17 protein-coding genes are annotated in these 19162 nt (G+C 70.9%); 8 read left to right on the top strand and 9 right to left on the bottom strand.

Going from position 1 to position 19162, the window contains the following annotated elements:
- The first annotated feature begins 83 nt into the window (after window positions 1-83).
- The 3 genes from thrS to G537_RS37520 all read left to right on the top strand — a co-directional run bounded on the left by thrS (window position 84) and on the right by G537_RS37520 (window position 3123).
- Window positions 84-1298, top strand: coding sequence for a threonine--tRNA ligase (gene thrS, locus G537_RS37515; protein ID WP_051248318.1), 1215 nt, complete (start codon window positions 84-86; stop codon window positions 1296-1298).
- 93 nt (window positions 1299-1391) lie between these two features.
- Window positions 1392-2108 carry a hypothetical protein gene (locus G537_RS0111505; protein ID WP_026870246.1) on the top strand — a complete coding sequence of 239 codons (717 nt, stop codon included), beginning with the start codon at window positions 1392-1394 and terminating at the stop codon, window positions 2106-2108.
- A 97-nt stretch (window positions 2109-2205) separates the two neighbouring features.
- Complete coding sequence (locus G537_RS37520) at window positions 2206-3123, top strand: extracellular catalytic domain type 1 short-chain-length polyhydroxyalkanoate depolymerase (RefSeq protein WP_081688754.1); 918 nt, start codon at window positions 2206-2208, stop codon at window positions 3121-3123.
- Between the two features lie 6 nt (window positions 3124-3129).
- Here G537_RS37520 and G537_RS0111515 read toward each other — a convergent pair whose 3' ends face one another.
- Together G537_RS0111515 and pabB are read right to left on the bottom strand one after the other, a co-directional pair.
- Complete coding sequence (locus G537_RS0111515) at window positions 3130-3933, bottom strand: aminotransferase class IV (protein ID WP_034851418.1); 804 nt, start codon at window positions 3931-3933, stop codon at window positions 3130-3132.
- Window positions 3933-5354, bottom strand: a complete 1422-nt coding sequence (pabB, locus tag G537_RS0111520) for an aminodeoxychorismate synthase component I (RefSeq protein WP_245578995.1) — start codon at window positions 5352-5354, stop codon at window positions 3933-3935. The genes G537_RS0111515 and pabB overlap by 1 nt, the downstream gene beginning before the upstream one ends.
- A 90-nt stretch (window positions 5355-5444) precedes the next feature.
- Here pabB and G537_RS37525 point away from each other — a divergent pair, with 90 nt between their 5' ends.
- The gene (locus G537_RS37525) at window positions 5445-5969 is read left to right on the top strand and encodes a hypothetical protein (RefSeq protein WP_034851420.1); all 525 of its coding nucleotides are present in this window, start codon (window positions 5445-5447) and stop codon (window positions 5967-5969) included.
- Between the two features lie 9 nt (window positions 5970-5978).
- On the opposite strand, the gene G537_RS37530 is transcribed toward G537_RS37525, so the two are convergent.
- The 7 genes from G537_RS37530 to gabD form a co-directional block, all read right to left on the bottom strand.
- Window positions 5979-7151, bottom strand: a complete 1173-nt coding sequence (locus tag G537_RS37530; protein ID WP_051248320.1) for a nicotinate phosphoribosyltransferase — start codon at window positions 7149-7151, stop codon at window positions 5979-5981.
- An 82-nt stretch (window positions 7152-7233) separates the two neighbouring features.
- Complete coding sequence (locus tag G537_RS0111535) at window positions 7234-8622, bottom strand: class II 3-deoxy-7-phosphoheptulonate synthase (protein WP_026870249.1); 1389 nt, start codon at window positions 8620-8622, stop codon at window positions 7234-7236.
- Between the two features lie 125 nt (window positions 8623-8747).
- Window positions 8748-9497 carry a class I SAM-dependent methyltransferase gene (locus G537_RS0111540; RefSeq protein WP_026870250.1) on the bottom strand — a complete coding sequence of 250 codons (750 nt, stop codon included), beginning with the start codon at window positions 9495-9497 and terminating at the stop codon, window positions 8748-8750.
- Window positions 9494-10876, bottom strand: a complete 1383-nt coding sequence (gene gor / locus G537_RS0111545; protein WP_026870251.1) for a glutathione-disulfide reductase — start codon at window positions 10874-10876, stop codon at window positions 9494-9496. The genes G537_RS0111540 and gor overlap by 4 nt, the downstream gene beginning before the upstream one ends.
- A 119-nt stretch (window positions 10877-10995) precedes the next feature.
- A complete protein-coding gene (locus G537_RS0111550) occupies window positions 10996-11676 on the bottom strand; it encodes a class I SAM-dependent methyltransferase (RefSeq protein WP_026870252.1) in 681 nt (226 codons plus the stop codon).
- A gap of 73 nt (window positions 11677-11749) precedes the next feature.
- Window positions 11750-12460, bottom strand: coding sequence for a ribose 5-phosphate isomerase A (gene rpiA / locus G537_RS0111555; protein ID WP_281171461.1), 711 nt, complete (start codon window positions 12458-12460; stop codon window positions 11750-11752).
- Entirely contained in the window at window positions 12457-13914 is a 1458-nt protein-coding gene (gene gabD / locus G537_RS0111560) for an NADP-dependent succinate-semialdehyde dehydrogenase (RefSeq protein WP_026870254.1), read from the bottom strand. Before gabD ends, rpiA begins: the two co-directional genes overlap by 4 nt.
- A gap of 654 nt (window positions 13915-14568) precedes the next feature.
- Here gabD and G537_RS44660 point away from each other — a divergent pair.
- From G537_RS44660 to G537_RS37545, 4 genes are all read left to right on the top strand, one after another.
- Window positions 14569-15318 (top strand): CHAP domain-containing protein, encoded by a 750-nt coding sequence (locus tag G537_RS44660; RefSeq protein WP_051248321.1) that lies wholly within the window; start codon window positions 14569-14571, stop codon window positions 15316-15318.
- 329 nt (window positions 15319-15647) lie between these two features.
- Entirely contained in the window at window positions 15648-17237 is a 1590-nt protein-coding gene (locus G537_RS0111570; RefSeq protein WP_081688756.1) for a glycosyltransferase family 39 protein, read from the top strand.
- An 8-nt stretch (window positions 17238-17245) separates the two neighbouring features.
- Window positions 17246-18262, top strand: coding sequence for a glycosyltransferase family 2 protein (locus tag G537_RS37540; RefSeq protein WP_034851421.1), 1017 nt, complete (start codon window positions 17246-17248; stop codon window positions 18260-18262).
- Complete coding sequence (locus G537_RS37545) at window positions 18228-19136, top strand: ChbG/HpnK family deacetylase (protein WP_051248323.1); 909 nt, start codon at window positions 18228-18230, stop codon at window positions 19134-19136. The genes G537_RS37540 and G537_RS37545 overlap by 35 nt, the downstream gene beginning before the upstream one ends.
- Window positions 19137-19162: the final 26 nt, after the last annotated feature.

Here is a 19162-nt window from a genome sequence, read left to right on the forward strand (position 1 = left end):
CCCCAAAGGGCCCCGCCGGCAACGGACGGGGCCCTTGGTCTTTCGGGGTCTCCCTGCGCCGGCCCAACGCAACGGAGACTTCCATGGACGACATCGATCACCGCAGCCTCGGCAACCGCCTGGACCTGTTCCATCAGCAGGAGGACGGCCCCGGCATGGTCTTCTGGCATCCGCGCGGCTGGGCGCTGTACCGCCTGGTCGAGGACCATGTCCGAAGGCGCATGGCCCGGGCCGGCTATCGCGAGGTGCGGACACCGCAACTGCTGGCCCGCGGCCTGTGGAACCGCAGCGGCCATTGGCAGAAATTCGGCGCCCAGATGTTCGCGGTGGCCGATGAGGGCCGGATCATGGCGCTGAAGCCGATGAGCTGCCCCGGGCACGTCCAGATCTTCAACAAGCGCGTGCGCTCCTATCGCGAGCTGCCGATCCGCTATTTCGAGTTCGGCGCCGTGCACCGCAACGAGCCCTCCGGCGCGCTGCAGGGGCTGATGCGGGCCCGCGGCTTCGTCCAGGACGACGCCCATGTGTTCTGCCTGCCCGACCAGGTCGAGGCGGAGGTGGCGCGGTTCTGCGGCCTCCTGCGGCGGATCTACGCCGATTTCGGCTTCGACCGCTTCGACGTCGCCTTCGCCACACGGCCGGCGCAGCGGGCCGGATCGGACGAGGTCTGGGACCGCGCCGAGGCGGCGCTGGCGGAGGCGGCGCGGCAGGCCGGGCTCGACTTCGAGACCCTGCCCGGCGAGGGCGCCTTCTACGGCCCGAAGCTGGAGTTCCACCTGCGCGACAGCCGCGGCCGGCGCTGGCAGTGCGGCGTCATCCAGCTCGACCTGGTGATGCCGGAGCGGCTGGGCGCCGCCTATGTCGACGCTCAAGGCAACCAAGCCATGCCGGTGATGCTGCACCATGCGGTGCTGGGCAGCCTGGAGCGCTTCATCGGCATCCTGCTCGAGCACCATGAGGGCAAGCTGCCCCTGTGGCTGGCGCCTGAGCAGCTGGTGGTCGCGTCGATCGGCGCCAATGACGTGGTCCCGGCCTGCCGGGTGGCGGAGGCTTTCGAGGCCGCGGGGCTGCGCGTCGCCCTCGACGCCCGGCCGGAGCGGCTGTCGCGCAAGATCGTCGACGCCCATGGCGACGGGGTGCCGGTGCTGGCCGCGATCGGCGCGCGCGAGGCGCGCGACGGGACCGTGGCGCTGCGCTTCCGCGACGGCCGGCAGGAGTCGCTGCCCCTGGCCGCCGCGATCGCCCGGCTGAGCGCCGAGGCGCAGTCACCGGCGGAAGCCCCTGCCCTTGCCGCCTGATCATCCGGGGCGCGGCGGTTTATGCTTTGCCGCGCCCCGCTTCGGCGCCAAGCTTCGTCCGTTCCGGGACGATCCCCATCGTCGAGACATCCGATGGCCAGCCCCTCCCTGGCGGCGCAGGGCGGCCGCCTGCACCGCATCCTGCATCATCTCGGCCAGGAGTTCCGCCACGTCCTGCCGCCGACCCTGTTCTTCCTGGTCGGGTTCAACCTCATCCTGTTCACGCAATACCTGGCGTTGGCCGAATACCTCACCCGGTCGATCAACTTCGTGGTCGCGACCACGGCGGCGCTGGTGGTCGGCAAGGCGGTGCTGGTCGCCGACAAGATGCCGTTCCTGCGCCGCTTCGACACCGCGCCGCTGATCCAGCCGATCCTGTTCAAGACCTTCGTCTACTGGACCTTCGTCCTCATCGCCCGGCTGATCGAGGCCTTCATCCACCATATCGTCGACACCGGCCGGCCCGGCGGTTTCGGCGCTGCCCTGGCGGAGCAGTTCTCCTGGCACCGCTTCCTCTTCATCCAGATCTGGATCCTGGTTCTGTTCCTGATCTACACGACGGCCGCCGAGCTGAACGACCTGTTCGGCGACGGCGAGCTGGCTCGGATCCTGTTCCGGCATCGCTCGTCCGATCTCAAGCAGACACGGCGGCAGCGTATCCGCGCCCTGGTGCGGCTGAGCCACCTGACCGAGGATCAGCCGACCTCCGCCTTGCGCGACCCCGCCACCCCGGCCCATCGCGAACTCGTCGGGCTGATCGAGCAGTTGGCACGGGACACCGGCGCGCGCCGCGGCAGGACCGGCGAATAGGAACGGCCGGCCTCGCCCCGCCCGCGACCGTTCATCGCGGGTGGAGGGCCGCGCCGCCCGCGCTATCCTGCCGACGGACCCGACCGAGACGACAGAGATGGCACGACGGCTTGCATTGGCGCTGATCCTCCCGGCCGTCGCGGCCCTCGTGCTTCCACCATCGACGGCCTCGGGCCGGGCGTCCGGCACGGATGTCGAGGCGACGCTGACCGTCGACGGCGCGGCTCGGAGCTATGTCCTGCACCTGCCGCCCGCCGCGGCGGGACGCGAACCACTGCCTCTGGTCGTGGTGCTGCATGGCGGCGGCGCCAACGCCGCCAGCGCCATCGAGCTGACCGGTTTCAGCGCCGAGGCCGATGCGGAGGGCTTCATCGTCGCCTACCCGAACGGCACCGGCCGCGCGAAGCCGACCGCCGCGACCGCCGGCCAGTTCAGCTGGAACGCCGGCGACTGCTGCGGCGCGGCGATGCGGCGGGACGCGGACGACGTCGGCTTCCTGCGCTCCCTGGTGTCGACGATCGAGCAGGAGCGCGCGGTCGACCGCCACCGCATCTACGCCGCCGGCTTCTCCGCCGGAGGCATGATGGCCTATCGCCTGGCCTGCGAGGCCGGCGACATCTTCGCCGGCGTGGCCGTGGTCTCGGGCGCGATCCTGGTGCCGTCCTGCACGCCGACCCGTCCCGTCTCCCTGATCCACATCCACGGCACAGACGACGAGGCGGTCCCGTTCGACGGCACGGCGGAGCGCGAGAGCTACGCCCGCGCCAAGTTCCCGCCGGTGCGGGACTCGGTCGCCTTCTGGGCCGCCTTCGACGGTTGCCGGACGAAACCGGTCACGCGGGACTCGGTGGCGGGAATCAAGGCGGAGGACTACCCGGACTGCAAGGCGGGAACCGCGGTGCGGTTCGATGTGGTCGAAGGCGGCATCCACGCCTGGCCGGACGGGGCGGACACGCCCGGATTCGCCGCCACGCCGCGGATCTGGCGCTTCTTCGCGGATCATCCGCGGCTGTAGCAAGGATCAGCCCGGCAGGCCGAGCTCCCGGCGCAGCCCGGCGGCTGTCTCCTCGCCCGTGGAGATCGGGGCATCCTCCAGCCGGGAGGCCGACCGGATCGACAGCGCATTGGTCAGCAGCAGCGCCTCCGTCCGCCGCAGGTCTTCGACCGATAGCGGCCGTTCCACCGCCCCCAGCCGCGTCAGCACCTCGGCCCGCATGATGCCGGGCAGCACCCCCTCCGCCGCCGGCGGCGTCGCCCAGACGCCGCCGATCCGGGCGAAGAGGTTGGCGATGGTGGTCTCGGCCACCCGGCCGGCGGTGTTCAGCATCACCGCGTCGTCCGCCCCACGCTCCGCCGCTTCGCGCCGGGCCAGCACCGCGTCGAGGTAGTTCAGCGACTTGATCCGGCTGAGCGGCGAGGCCTGGTTGCGGCAGGTGCCGCGGGCGACGACCAGCGCCACTGGCGTCTGCAGCGGCAGCCCGGCATGGCCGGCGATCAGCACGGTCGGCGCCGGCGAGGCCGGGGGCAGCACACCGCGCGGGCTGGCGCCGCGGCTGACCGTCAGGCGCAGCGCACCGCTCTCGATCCGTTCGGCCGTGATCACCGCGGCGCAGGCTTCGACCAGGGTGGCGTCATCGAAGCGCGGCGGGATGCCCAGAACGGCACGGCCCGCGGCCAGGCGCGCCAGATGCCGGTCCAGCCAGACCGCGGCGCCGTCCAGTACCCGGATGGTCTCGAACAGCCCGTCGCCGAGGGTGAAGCCGCGATCGGCCGGATCGATCCGCGCCGCCTCCGGCGCCAGCAGCTCTCCGTTCAGCCAGGGCATCAGCCGGGCCCCGCCAGGGCCTGCAGCAGCGGCCGGACCTTCACCATGGCCTCGTCATATTCCGCATCCGGATCGGAGTCGTAGACGATGCCGCCGCCCGCCTGGGCCGCGACCTGCCCCTGCGCCCCGCACAGCGTGCGGATGACGATGCTGGAGTCCATCGACCCGTCGAAGCCGAGATGGACGATCGAGCCGCAATAGGGCCCGCGCCGCGCCGGCTCGAGCTCTCGGATGATCTCCATCGCCCGGATCTTCGGCGCGCCGGTGATCGAGCCGCCGGGGAAGCAGGCACGCAGCAGGTCGACCGCACTTCGACCCGTCGCCAGGCGCCCCTCGACCACCGACACCAGGTGGTGCACCCGCGGGAAGGTCTCGAGGCCGCACAGCACAGGCACCCGCACGCTGCCGACAGCGCAGACCTTCGACAGGTCGTTGCGCAGCAGGTCGACGATCATCAGGTTCTCGGCCCGGTCCTTCGTGCTGGCCTGCAGCTCCGCCGCCAGCGCCGCATCCGCCGCCGGATCGACGCCGCGCGGCCGGGTGCCCTTGATCGGCCGGGTCTCGACCCGGCCCGCCGCATCGACGGACAGGAACCGCTCCGGCGAGGCGCTGGCGATCCACCGCCCTTCCCCGAGATCGAGGAAGGCGGCGAAGGGCGCGGGCGAGAAGGCGCGCAGGCGGCGATGCAGGGTGAAGGGGTCGAGCCCGTCCGGCAGGTCGGCCAGGAAGCGCTGGGTCAGGTTGGCCTGATAGATGTCGCCGGCGGCGATCCAGTCGCGGATCCGCCGGACGCCGTCGCGATGGACGTCCGCCGGCATCTCCGACCGCCAGACGCCGCGGAGCGTGACGTCGGGCGGCGGCAGCGGCGGGGCGCCGGCGATCGCGGCGGCGAGGTCGTCGGCCCGCGCTTCCGCCCGGCTGCGGCACGCCGCGGGATCCTCCTCCGGCCAGCCGGCCGACAGCACCCAGCCTCGCCGCTCCACCACGTCGAAGACGGCGACGCAGTCGTAGAGGCCGAAAGCGATGTCCGGCAGGTCGAGCCCAACGGGCTGCGGCGCCGGCATGCGGTCGGCGAAGCGTCCGGCCTCGTAGCCAAGAAAGCCGATCGCGCCGGGCCCGAGCGGCGGCCGCTCCGGATCGGGCTCGATGCGGTAGCGGGCCAGCAGGGCGGAGATCGAGTCGAAGGGATCGGCCGGAGCCTCCGCGGCGCCGACCTCGAACCACCGGAACGGGTCGGCCGCGACCAGCGACCAGCGCCCGCGGGTGCCGTCGACCAGGGCGGAATCGAGCAGCACCGGCCGGGGCCGGCGGCGGATGGCAGCGAAGGCCTCGACCGGATCACGCCAGGGGATCGGCCGGCACAGGACCTGCGGCATGGCGATCGGCGACAAAGGGAACGGAGTGGCCAAGCTGTGGTTCACGTATCGAGCGGGCTCCGGCAACAGCGCAGCCCGAAGCTAGCACGCTGCGGGTCGGCACACATCCGGCCGCCCCGCCTTCGGGAGGCATTCATGGAACTGGTTTCCCGCGTGGCCTTCTTTCTCGTCAGCGTCATCCTGATGCTTCTGGCGGCCGGGCTGACCGGCTACGCGATCTACTCGGTGGTGATCACCTTCCAGACGCCGCACGCCGCGACCGACACGGCGATGCTGGACGTCATCGGCTATCTGATCATCGCCACCGCCGTCTTCGACGTCGCCAAGTACCTGCTGGAGGAGGAGGTCGCGCGGGGCCAGGAGCGGCGCCGCGCCTCCGAGGTCCGCAAGAGCCTGACCAAGTTCATCTCGACCATGATCATCGCCGTGTTCCTTGAAGCCCTGGTGGTGATCTTCAAGGTGGCGCGTGACGACGTGAACCTGCTGCTGTACCCGACCATCCTGATCGTGGCCGGCACCGGCATGATGCTGGGCCTCGGCCTGTTCCAGCGGCTCAGCGCCTCGGTCGAACGCGACATCGAGCGCGGGGCGGTCGACGACAGCGACGACGACGAGGATGAAAAGGCACGCCGCCGGCGGCCGAAGCCGTCCCTGCCCTGAACCCGATCGTCAGATCCCGGAGCCCGCCATCGTGTCCGGCCCGGGCCGGGCGCTGCCGTCCGGGCGCAGCCGCAGCAGCCATTCGCGGCCGACCTTGACCATCGGCTTGCCGTCGTATTCGACGATGTCGGCGGTGGCGTAGGTCTCGCTCCACCGCTCCGGCAGGAAGCTGCCGGTGCCGACCACGTCGATCGGCGCGCGGGCCAGCGCCATCACCCGGCACTTGGCCGGGCTGAAGCCGCTGGACACCACGATCCGCACCTTGCCGAAGCCGGCCTCGTCCAGCTTGTCGCGCAGATGGTGGATCGCCGCGGCCGAGACGCCGGTGCCGATCAGGTGGCGCAGTTCCTCCTCGCTGCGGTAGCCGCGCACCGCCTCGGGCACGTGCCGCTCCAGAACCGCGTAGGATTCGCCGGGCCCCAGCCCTTCCATGTAGCGGCCGCCGCCGGTATCGATGCGGACCGACAGCCTGCCGGCCGACGCCATCTCCGGGAAGCGGCGGCAGACCTCGAGCGCGTCGCTGACCTCGCGGGCGAAGTAGTCGACCAGCACGGTCAGCGGCTCGTCCGGGAACACCTCGTGGAACATCTCGGCCGCGCGCACGGTCGAACCGGCATAGCCGATCAGGGCGTGCGGCATGGTGCCGAGGCCGGAGGTCTGGCCGAAGAAATGTGCGGTGGCGTCGGTGGCGTTGCCGACGAAGCCCTTGGCATCGTGCTTGCGCCTGGCCCGGGCCGAGCCGACGCTGGCGGCATAGGCCATCAGCTCCGCCATCTCGGTGCCGGCGCAGTGCCGCGCATCCATCGCCAGGAAGGCCGCACGGGGCAGTTCGGCGCACATGGTGTAGGCGTTGTAGGCGGCGACGCAGGCGGGTCCGAGCTTCTGCAGCAGCACGGTCTCGCAATCGACCAGATGGCGCAGCGGCCCGGTGATGTAGAGCATCGGCTCGCCGGAACCGACCCACTTCCCCTCGGCGTAGCGCAGGTCGATCTCGACCGTGAAGCCGCGCTCCTGCGCCACCTGCCGCAGCCAGTCGACCGCCAGGCGCGGGGCCGAGACCACCGGCCGGCGCAGGAACACCGCATAGGTGACGCGGGTGTCGCCGAAGCGCTCCACGATCCCCTTGGTCCGCAGGAAATACTTGTCGGTCCAGCGCGACAGATCGTCGACCGAAGGGGTCATGGACGCCGTTCCCTTGGAAGATCGGCGGGCCGGCCCGCCGGGGTTGCTGTTCCGCCGCCGCGGCACGACGGGCCGCGTGTCCCTATTCCGCCGCCGCGGCCCGGCGGGCCGCATCCTGGGCGCTGCGCTCCTGCTTCAGCTTCTCGGCGATCAGGAAGGCCAGCTCGAGCGACTGGCTGGCGTTCAGCCGCGGGTCGACCGCGGTCTGGTAGCGCAGCGACAGCGCTTCGTCGGTGATGGCCTGGGCGCCGCCGGTGCATTCGGTGACGTCCTGGCCGGTCATCTCGAAATGCACGCCGCCCGGATGGGTGCCCTCGGCCCGGTGCACGTCGAAGAAGTCGCGCACCTCGAACAGGATCCGGTCGAAGGGGCGGGTCTTGTAGCCGGAGGGCGAGGTGATGGTGTTGCCGTGCATCGGGTCGCAGGCCCAGACCACGGCGCGCCCCTCCTCCCGCACCCGGCGCAGCAGCGGCGGCAGCTTCTCCGCCACCTTGTCGGCGCCCATGCGCACGATCAGGGTCAGCCGCCCGGCCTCGTTGTCCGGGTTCAGCGCATCGATCAGCCGGATCAGGTCGTCGGGGGCCAGCGACGGGCCGCATTTCAGGCCCAGCGGGTTCTTCACCCCGCGCAGGAACTCGACATGCGCGCCGTCGGCCTGGCGGGTGCGGTCGCCGATCCACAGCAGATGGGCGGAGACGTCGTACCAGTCGCCGGTGGTGCTGTCGATCCGGGTCAGCGCCTGCTCATAGGGCAGCAGCAGCGCCTCGTGGCTGGTGTAGAAATCGGTCTCGCGGATCGCCGGCGTGGTCTCGGCGGTGACGCCGCAGGCGGCCATGAACTCCAACGCCTCGTCGATCCGGGTGGCGAAGGCCTCGTAGCGCTCGCCCCAGGGCGACCGGGTGACGAAGCCCAGGTTCCACTGGTGCACCTTGTGCAGGTCGGCATAGCCGCCCTGGGCGAAGGCGCGCAGCAGGTTCAGCGTGGCGGCGGACTGGTTGTAGGCCTGCACCATGCGGGCCGGGTCGGGCACGCGCGAGGCCTCGTCGAATTCGACGCCGTTGACGATGTCGCCGCGGTAGGAGGGCAGCGAGACGCCGTCGATTGTCTCCATGTCGGCGGAGCGCGGCTTGGCGAACTGCCCGGCCATGCGGCCGACCTTCACCACCGGCATGCCGGCGCCGAAGGTCAGGATGACCGCCATCTGCAGCAGCACGCGGAAGGTGTCGCGGATCTTGTCGGGGTGGAACTCGACGAAGCTCTCGGCGCAGTCGCCGCCCTGCAGCAGGAAGGCCTGGCCTTCGGCGACACGGCCGAGCGACGCCTTCAGCGAACGGGCCTCACCGGCGAAGACCAGCGGCGGATATTTCGACAGGGTCTGCTCCGCCGCCGCCAGCCTGGCCGCGTCGGGATATTGCGGCATCTGCTTCGCCGGCCTGCTGCGCCAGGACTCCGGGGTCCACCGATCGGCCATCACCGTACACTCCGCACCTTGGGACCCGCCGCACTCTCCCCGCGCGCGGGACCGGATGTGAGGCTATACGCCTGCCCATCCGGTATTTCCAGCGTCGCAGCGCAGCCCTCCCATGACAAGGACCGCTACGCGGGCTTGTCCGCGGCCAGCAGCAGGAAGGGCGGCCGGCGCCGTTGCAGCGCGAGCTCCGGCCGCGCCTGCAGCGCCGCCGGCTCGGCCTCGGGCTCCTCCAATCGCGCCAGGGTCAGCCCGGCGTCGATCAGGCCGTTCACATAGCCGGCGACGGTGCGGTGGTATTTGACCACGCCGTCGACGAACCAGCGCGTGTCGCGCCGGCCCTCCTCGCCGTAGCGATCGACCGGCCAGTGCAGTTCCGTGCCGGCCTCATCGCGATGCCATTGGCCGCTGCCCAGCGCCGTGCAGATCGGATGCTCGACCGAGAAGGCGAAGCGACCGCCGGGCGCCAGCGCGGCGGCGATCTTCCGGACGGCGGCCGGATAGTCGGCGACATAGTGCAGGGCCAGCGAGGAGACGGCCAGATCGAACGCCCCCTTCTCCACCGCCAACGTCTCGATGGCGGCGTGCTCATACCGGACGGCCGGGTCCTCGGTCCGCCGCTTGGCCTCCGCCAGCATCTTCGCCGACACGTCGATCGCCAGCACGGAGGCCGCCCCGCGCGCCCGGGCGGCGCGGGCGAAGTCGCCGAAGCCGCAGCCGAGATCGAGGATGCGCAGGCCCGCCAGCGAAGCCGGCAGCAGCCGCGCCAGCGCCGGCTGCTCCAGCACCGTGTTCAGCCCGCTCTCCGTCTCGCGCAGCGCGGCGTAGCCGGCGAAGAAGGTCGGGTCGTCGTAGATGTTCTGCGGCGCGTCGGTCATTGCGCCAGCCCCGGGCTGGCCGGACGCTCGACCTTGCTGCGCATGGTCACGAACTCTTCCGCCGCGGTCGGATGGATGCCGATGGTGGCGTCGAACTGCGCCTTGGTGGCGCCGCAGACGAGCGCGATCGCCAGGCCCTGGACGATCTCCGGCGCGTCCGGCCCGACCATGTGGCAACCCAGCACCCGGTCGGTGGCCTGGTCGACCACCAGCTTCATCAGCGTCCGCTCCTCGCGGCCCGACAGGGTGTGGCGCATCGGCCGGAACACCGCGCGATAGATGTCGACCTCGCCATGGCGCTGCCGCGCCTGCTCCTCGGTCAGCCCGACCGTGCCGATCGGCGGGTTCGAGAACACCGCGGTCGGCACATTCTCGTAGGACGGCACCCGCGGCCGGTTGCCGAACAGCGTGTCGGCCAGCGCATGCCCCTCGGCGATCGCCACCGGCGTCAGGTTCAGCCGGTCGGTGACGTCGCCCAGCGCATAGATGTTGGACACGCTGGTCCGGTAGTGCTCGTCGACGACGATGGCGCCGTCGGCGTCGAGCGCGACCCCGACCGTCTCCAGCCCCAGCCCCGCCGTGTTCGGCCTGCGGCCGGTGGCGTACATCACCCCGTCGGCGGCGATCACCTCGCCGCTGCTCAGCGACACCGCCAGGGCATTGCCGACCTTGGCGATGCCCTCGACCTCGCAGCCGAGGCGCAGATTGAGCCCGGCCTTGCCCATCTCGGCGGCGAGGTGGACCCGCAGGTCGTCGTCGAAGCCGCGCAGCACCATGTCGCGGCGATGCACCAGCGTCACCTCGGCGCCGAGGCCGTGGAAGATGCCGGCGAACTCCACCGCGATATAGCCGCCGCCGACGATCACCACGCGCTGGGGCATCCGCTCCAGATGGAACGCCTCGTTCGAGGTGAAGGCATGCTCGCGGACCCCCGGCTTGTCCGGCAGCACCGGCCAGCCGCCGGTCGCGACCAGGATGCGGTCGGCGGTGACGCGCTGGCCGCCGACCTCGATCGTGTGAGGGTCGACCAGCACCGCGCGGGCGTCGAACATGGTGGCGCCGGCATTGGTCAGCAGGTTGCGATAGATGCCGTTCAGCCGCCCGATCTCGGCATCCTTGCGGGCGATCAGCGTGGCCCAGTCATGCGTCGCGGCCGGCACGGTCCAGCCGAAGCCGGCGGCGTCCTCGAAATCGGCGGAGAAATGCGCCGCCATGGCCAGCAGCTTCTTCGGCACGCAGCCGACATTGACGCAGGTTCCGCCCCAGTAGCGTTCCTCGGCGATGCCGACCCGGGCGCCGTGCTGCGCCGCGATGCGGGCCGAGCGCACGCCGCCCGAGCCGCCGCCGATGACGAAATAGTCGAAGTCCATGCTGGCCATGATCGGTTCCACGGCTACGGGCAAAGGCGGCGCGCACCGCGACCGGCCGCGCCTTGTGGCTCATATGGGCATTTGCACCGCGAATGCCGCCGAGGCAAGGCCGATGCCGGCCATGCCTGCTACGGCCGGACCATGCGGAACAGCAGCTTGTGCTCCGCCCCGTAGGTCACGGCGTCGATCAGCTTGGGGTAATAGCGCCGGTCCTTGCCGGCCGGCACGAAGCCGTCATAGCCGAATTTCTTGACCGAGACCGCGAAACCGGCGGCGGCGAAGGCCTCGGCATAGTCGTCGGGCGACCGGTCCTGCACCGGCGCGTTGGTGGTGCCGCCGATCAGCTCGCGCCAGCGCGGCCACAGCGGGCTGTCGGTGTGGCAGCCGGTCACCGCGTAGTAGACGCCGCCGGGGCGCAGCGCCTGGACCATCTGCGCCGCGTGGCCGGCGATGTCGGGCAGCAGGTAGATGACCTCGTAGCTGAAGGCGATGTCGAAGCGCCCGGCCCAGGGCGACAGGTCGGTCGCCACGCGATGCTCGACCGGCAGGTCGCCCTTGGCGGCCTCGGCCGCGGCGATCGAGTCGGTGGCGATGTCGACGCCGAGCCCCCAGCGGAACGGGCGCCGCGCGTGCAGCAGCTGCAGGAAGCCGCCGCGGTTGCAGCCGAAGTCGAGCACGTCGCGGCCGGCCAGATCGGTTTCCGGCACCAGGCCGATGAAATGCTCCCAATAGGGCCGATGGCCATCCGCCATGGCGGCTTCGCGCGCAGGATCGGCGTGCCAGGTGGCGTAGCTCGCCCGGGTGCTCATGCGAATCTCCTGAGTCCGATGACGCGCCGGACCATAGCCGAGGCGGAGCGCGATGTCCGCCTCGGTTCGGATCTCAGCGTCCCGGCCGCAGCACCTTGGTGCCGCCGTCCGCCTGGCCGATGATCGCCTGCTCGGCGCCGCCGAGGAACAGCCCGGTCTCCACCACGCCGGCGACCGACTTGATCGCCCGCTGCAGCCCGTCGGGATCGCGGATCGGCGCGAAGCCGCCGCAGTCCAGGACCAGGTTGCCGCCGTCGGTGCGCACCACGGCGCCGTCGCGCCGGCGCAGCACCGGGGCGCCGCCGAGCGCCGTCAGGCGCCGGGCCGTCGCCTCCCATCCGAACTCCGTCACCTCGACCGGCAGCGGCGCCCTCTCGCCCAGCACATCGACGATCTTCGAGGCGTCGGCCACGGCGATGAAGCGGGCCGAGGCCTCGGCCACGATCTTCTCGCGCAGCAGCGCCCCGCCCAGGCCCTTGATCAGGCGCAGCGTGCCGCGCTCGACCTCGTCCGCCCCGTCGATGCAGAGGTCCAGCGCCTCGGTCGCGGCGAAGTCGGTCAGCGGGATGCCGAGCGCGCGGGCCTGCTCGGCCGTCTGCTCCGAGGTCGGGATGCCGACGACGCGCAGCCCTTCCTCCCGGATGCGGCGGCCCAGCGCCTCCAGCACCCAGCGGACGGTCGACCCGGTGCCGAGGCCGAGCCGCATGTCGTCCTCGACCAGCGCTGCCGCGGCCTCGCCCGCGGCGCGCTTGCCCTGCTCCTGCGGCGACAGGGTCCCGGTCACCGGTTCAGCCCGCCCATGCACATGTATTTGACCTCGAGATAGTCCTCGATGCCGTAATGCGAGCCTTCGCGGCCGAGGCCGCTCTCCTTCAACCCGCCGAAGGGCGCGACGGCGGTTGAGATGATGCCCTCGTTGATGCCGACGATGCCGTATTCCAGCGCCTCCCCGACCCGCCAGATCCGGCCGATGTCGCGGCTGTAGAAGTACGAGGCCAGGCCGAATTCGGTGTCGTTGGCCATCCGGATCGCCTCCTCCTCCGTCTTGAACCGGAACAGCGGCGCCAGCGGGCCGAAGGTCTCCTCCCGCGCCACCTTCATCTCCGGCGTCACGTCGGTCAGGATCGTCGGCTCGAAGAAGGTGCCGCCGAGGGCGTGGCGCTTGCCGCCGAAGGCGATGCGCGCGCCCTTCTGCACGGCATCGGCGATGTGCTCCTCCACCTTCTCGACCGCCTTCATGTTGATCAGCGGCCCCTGCTGCGCGCCCTCGGCCATGCCGTCGGCGACCTTCAGCTTGCCGACGGCCTCGGCCAGCTTGGCGGCGAAGGCGTCGTAGACGCCGTCCTGCACCAGGATGCGGTTGGCGCAGACGCAGGTCTGGCCGGTGTTGCGGTACTTGGACGCGATCGCCCCCTGCACCGCGGCATCGAGGTCGGCGTCGTCGAAGACGATGAAGGGGGCGTTGCCACCCAGCTCCATCGACACCTTCTTCACCGTCGAGGCGGATTGCTGGATCAGCAGCTTGCCGATCTCGGTCGAGCCGGTGAAGGTCACCTTGCGCACGATCGGGCTCGACGTCATCTCGCCGCCGATCTCGCCGGCGCTGCCGGTGACGACCGAGAACACCCCGGCCGGAAGGCCGGCGCGTTCCCCGAGCTCGGCCAGCGCCAGGGCCGAATAGGGCGTCTCGCTGGCCGGCTTGACCACCATGGTGCAGCCGGCGGCCAGCGCCGCGCCGGCCTTGCGGGTGATCATCGCCGCCGGGAAGTTCCACGGGGTGATCGCGGCGCAGACCCCGACCGGCTGCTTGATCACCACGATCCGCCGGTCGCCGGCCGGGGCCGGGATGGTGTCGCCGTAGATCCGCTTGCCCTCCTCGGCGAACCATTCGACGAAGCTGGCGGCATAGGCGATCTCGCCGCGGCTCTCCGCCAGCGGCTTGCCCTGCTCCGCCGTCATCAGCTTCGCCAGATCCTCCTGATTCGCCATCATCAGCTCGAACCAGCGCCGCAGGATGGTCGCGCGCTCCTGCGCCGTCTTGGCGCGCCAGGCCGGCCAGGCCTTGTCGGCGGCGCCGATGGCGCGGCGGGTCTCGGCGGCGCCGGCCCGCGGCACGGTGCCCAGCCTGGCGCCGTCCGCCGGGTTGGTGACCTCGATCACCCGCCCGTCATCGGCGTTGACCCAGCCGCCGTCGATGTAGCATTGCTGGCGGAACAGCTTCGAGTCGGTGAGCTGCATCGGTTCCGGTCTCCCTCTTCTCGGCGTATCCGGCCGTCTGGTCCCGAAAGGAGGTTGTAGCGCGGCCGGCTGAGGGCTGCCAGGGCACCGGGAAGTCTGCTATGCGCGGGACGCGGGGCTTGCCGCTTCGCCGCAAGGTCCAAAACCGGAACATCACCGGGATTTGTCGGACGTTGAAGATGTTAGCAGCCGCTTCGCTTCCCTTCCCTTAAATAGTCTTACCAATCAATTGAACCACTCGACTTTCCAGCATCGTGTTCAAGGGCAGCCGAATAGGCAAGCGGAACGACCTATGCACTCCAGAAAAGTCGAATAATTTTTTTACGCCCTCCCGCAATACATGATCCGCGACGGCTCCTGTATTGGCGCTGCAAAGGCGGCAGGAATCCGGCGGAAACGTGTCATTTCTGCTTGGCGGGAATATTTCAGAATGTTACTAGACGTCCTTGCCGGTGAGGGGGCGATGACTGGGGTCATCGGACGAGCCGGACGGAAGGGCGCTGCATCCGATTGGAGCGCCGAGGGAGCGAGTGAAGTCCGGTTGAACAGCGCAGGGGGGACGGGCCAGTGATGACCCGCGACACTGACTATGACCTTAGAAGCAGAACTCAGAATCGGGCCAGGCGCCCACTCAGTACCCTCACTGCAAGTCTGTTGACGCTCGTCTGCAGCGTCGCCCTTCTCAGCGAGCCCGCACACGCCGCATCGCGCACGACGCGCGAGCTGAATGCTGCCGCGGCTGCCGCCGCGGGCCAGCCCAGCGCCCAGGTCGAAGGCGCCGTCCGCAACGCCGTGACGAACGGCCAGGCAGCGGCCAGCCCGGCCCCGGCCGCCGAAAAGCCCGCCAGAGAGCGGAAGACGGCCGCCGCCCCGGCGCCGCGCCGGGCCAGAGCCGCCGCTCCCGCAGCGGCCGACGCCCCGATCCCGCGCGCTCAGCTCACCGCCCGCAACGTCGCCGAGCAGCGGCAGATCCAGCGCGTCGCCGCGCTGAAGGCCCAGCACCGCCGCTGGTCCTGCGTGCCCTTCGCCCGTGAGCTGACCGGCTTCAACATCTCCGGCGACGCTTGGCGCTGGTGGGATGCCGCCGCCGGCCGCTACAACCGCGGCCGCATGCCGGTCGTCGGCTCCGTCCTCGTGCTGAAGCGCAGCGGGGCGATGCGGCGCGGGCATGTCGCGGTGGTGCGCCGGGTGGTCAGCTCGCGCGAGATCATCGTCGACCAGGCCAACTGGGCGCCGCGCGGCCGGGTGAACGAGCCGACCCGGGTGATCGACGTGTCGCCGAAGAACGACTGGAGCCAGACCCGCTTCTGGCACCAGCCGACCGGCCAGATGGGGACGAGGGTCAATCCGACCTACGGCTTCATCTACGCGCCGAACACCCAGGTCGCCGAACGCGCCGACTGACAGACGTTCTCCGCTTCCACCTGTTCAGCCAGGCCCGTCCGCCCCCGGACGGGCCTTTGTCTTTCGTCGCTCACCTTTTCATCATACTCCTGCTCGTATTCAGAAATACTTGAGCACCGCGCCTCCGGTCGAAGCGCTCTCTCTATTTGAAATGCGGAACCATTGCCGGGCGGCGATATACAAAATTGTAACTACCTCCTCCCCGGACGGGCTCCTATTTCTAACCGTGCAAAGCGCCGCCGGTTGCCGTGTCTATCCGGCCGCGACCAAATGTTCCTATCGAGCGCGATGACATCGTGAGCACCGAGGCGGTCCGATCCGCATCCGTCATGAAAGCCCCCGTTGCCACGGGGAAGCAGCGCGGTGCCGGCGCGGCGCAGGCTGGGACGGAGATGCGCCCCGCGTCACTCGACCGGGCCGCGTGGGTTCCGGCCTTTCTCGGCGCCGGATTCGTGGCCTGGACCCTGCTGCCGGCCTGGCTCGCCGGCAATCTGCATCCGGACACGCTCGAAGGGCTGTATTGGGGACAGCACTGGCTGTGGGGCTATCACAAGCATCCGCCGCTGGCCGCCTGGTCCGCGGAGCTGGTCCACGCCGTCTTCGGCAGCGCCGACTGGGCTTATTACGCGCTGAGCCAGGCTTTCATCGCCGCCGCCGCCGCCGGCATCTGGCTGCTGACCCGGGACGTCGCCGGGCGCCGCTCCGCGCCGGTCGCTGCGGTGCTGCTGGTCCTGACGCACTACACCACCTATGCCGCGCCGCGCTTCAACCCGAACGTGGCGCAATTCGCCTTCTGGGCCTGGACGATGGCGCTGTTCTGGCGGGCGCAGACCCGCCAACGCACGGTCTGGTGGATCCTGACCGGGCTCGCCGCTGGGCTGGGGGTCCTGTCGAAATATTCGATGGCCGTGCTGCCGGCCACGCTTCTCGCCTATCTGCTGCTGTCGCCCTCGGGCCGCCGGCACTTCGCCCGGCCGGGCCTCTATCTCGGGCTGGCGGTCTTCCTGCTGGTGATCGCACCGCATCTGCTGTGGCTGGTCCGGAACGATTTCGTCACCCTCGGCTACCTCGCCGAACGAAGCGACGAGACCCTGACCGGCCCGGCGGGCCATCTCACCGCCCCTCTCGCCTTCCTGGCCGACCAAGCCTTCGCCGTCGCCCCGATGCTGGTGGCGGCGGCGATCGGCCTCGCCGTCCTGGGACGGGGGCGGATCGCGCCCCTCCTCCGCCTCGCCGGCCAGCGGCTGCGCTCCCCGGCCGGGCTGTACCTCGCCTTCATCTATCTCGTTCCGATCGCGGTTCTCGCCGTCGCCTCCGCCGTCACCGGCATCCGCATCCGGACGATGTGGGGCATGAGCCTCGTGCTGGCCGCGCCGCCGCTGCTGGCGCTGCTGCTGCCGGCGCTCGCCGCCTCCGGCCCGTCGGGCGCGCGCTTCCGCACCGCCGCCCTGGCGCTGGCGCCGATCTTCGCGATCGCCTTCACCGGGCTGATGCTGATCAAGCCCGGCCTGTCCGGCGTGCCGAACATCATGAATCTCGACGGGCCGGCTTTGTCGGCGGCGGCTGAGGCGCTCTGGCGGAACAGCCAGGCCGGGGCGGCGGAGACCGTGATCGGCACGATCCCGGAAGCCGGGACCGTCTCGCTCTATGCCGCCTCGCGGCCGCAGGTCTTCGAGGACGCCGATCCGGCGCTGTCGCCCTGGGTCGACCCGGCCCGCCTGCTGCGCACCGGCGCCCTCTACGCCTCCCGGCGCCGGCCCGAGCCGGGCCGGCCGATCGCCGGCCTGTGCCCGCAGGACGTCACCGAATACGCTTGGCCGGCGCGGACGGCGCTGGGAACACCGCTCGAAAGCCGCACCGTCTGGCTGGCCGTGCTGCCCGGCCGATCTGCCCCGGCCGTCACCTGCCCCGTGGGATGAGGGCTGCGATGAATCACACCGTCCGGACCAACCCGCGTCGCCTGTCCATCGTCGTGCCGCTCTACAACGAGGCGGATTCGGTGGCGACGCTGCACCGGCAGCTCGAGACCCTGGCCGCCCGGCTGGACGAGGCCCACGGTCTGGCGGTCGAGGTGATCTATGTCGACGACGGCAGCCGCGACGGCAGCGCCGGCGTGATCGCCGGTTTGCCGGACGGCCAGGTGCGGGTGGAGTTGATCCGCCTCAGCCGCAACTTCGGCAAGGAGGCGGCGCTGACCGCCGGCCTCGACGCCGCGATGGGCGACGCCGTGGTGTTCATGGATTCGGACGGCCAGCACCCGCCGGAGCTGATCGACACCTTCGTCCGCCACTGGCTGATCGATGGCGACGACATCGTCTACGCCGTGCGCCGCCGGCGGCAGGAGGGGCCGGTCTACCGCCTGCTGGTCAAGTCCTTCTACGGGCTGATGAATTCCGGCAACGCCTTCCGCATCACGCCGGATGCGGCCGATTTCCGCCTCCTGTCGGCTCAGGCGGCGGAGGCGCTGCGCGGCCTCAGGGAGCGCGGCCGGTTCTTCAAGGGCCTGTCGGTCTGGGTCGGGTTCCGGCAGCGCCGGATCGACTATCAGCCGGCGGAGCGCATCGGCGGCACCACCAAATGGTCGTTCTGGAAGCTGCTGCTGCTGTCGCTCAACGGCGTGACGTCGTTCAGCCGCATGCCGCTCCGGATCTCGACGCTGCTGGGCTTCGCCATGGCCCTCGCCGCCTTCGCCTACGGGCTGTGGATCACCACGGTCTGCCTGGCCAAGGGCGTAGCCCTGCCCGGCGTGCCCGGCGTGATCGACATCCTGGTGCTGATCGGCGGCGTGCTGCTGATCAATCTCGGCATCCTCGGCGAATATCTCGGCCAGATCCTCGACGAGGTGAAGGACCGCCCCCTCTATGTCGTCGCCGAGCATGTGCGGCGGGACCGTGTGGAAGAGCTGCCCCATGTCCTCCAGACGTATCACGCTGGTCGCCGATGACTACGGCCTGGCGCCCGGCGTCTCGCTGGCGATCCGCCAGCTCCTCTCGGCGGGAAGCCTGTCCGGCACGAGCTGTCTGACGGTCGGGGCGTCCTGGCCCGAGGCGGCGGAGCTGCTGCGCGGCCTTCCCGCCGATGCCGGGCCGATCGAGGTCGGCCTGCATCTGTGCCTCACCGGCCCCTTCGCCCCGCTGTCGCCGCAGCTGCGCGTCGATGCCGGCTGGTACCGCTTCCCCAGCCTCGCCGCCCTGGCCCGGCTGAGCTTCGGCCGTCGGCTGCCGCAGGGCGCCCTGTCGGCCGAGATCGAGGCGCAATACGCCGCCTTCGTCGCCGCCTTCGGCCGGGCACCCGACTTCATCGACGGGCACCAGCACGTCCACCTCCTGCCCGGGATCGCGGAGACCCTGGCGTTGACGCTGCGCTCGGCCGCGATCCGCCCGCGCTGGATCCGGCGCTGCGGCGACCGGCCGTGGCGGATCCTGCGCCGCCCTTTTGCCTCGAAATCCCTCGCTCTCCAGGCCCTGAGCCTGCGGTCCGACGCCCTGCTCGAGCCGGTCTCCGAGCGGCGGAACGACAGCTTCTGCGGGGTCTACGACTTCGCCGACCGCGACTATGCCGCGCTGTTCGAGCGCTGGCTCGAGACCGTGCCGGACCGGGCCGTGATCATGTGCCATCCCGGCGTGGTCGACGCGCGGCTCGCCGCCCTCGACCCGGTGCTCTGGCCGCGCGAGGCCGAATACCGATACTTCGCCGGAACGGAGTTCCGCCGCGCGCTGCAGCGGCACGGCGTGGCGCTGGCCCCCTTCTGCGCGCCGGCGGCGGCGAATGCGCCCGGCGCCGCCGCGGAGGCTCCCTTCCGCCGGCAAATCGGCTAGACTCGCCGGGTTCTCATCCGCAGATC

It is taken from the genome of Inquilinus limosus DSM 16000 (assembly GCF_000423185.1).
Taxonomy (GTDB): domain Bacteria; phylum Pseudomonadota; class Alphaproteobacteria; order DSM-16000; family Inquilinaceae; genus Inquilinus; species Inquilinus limosus.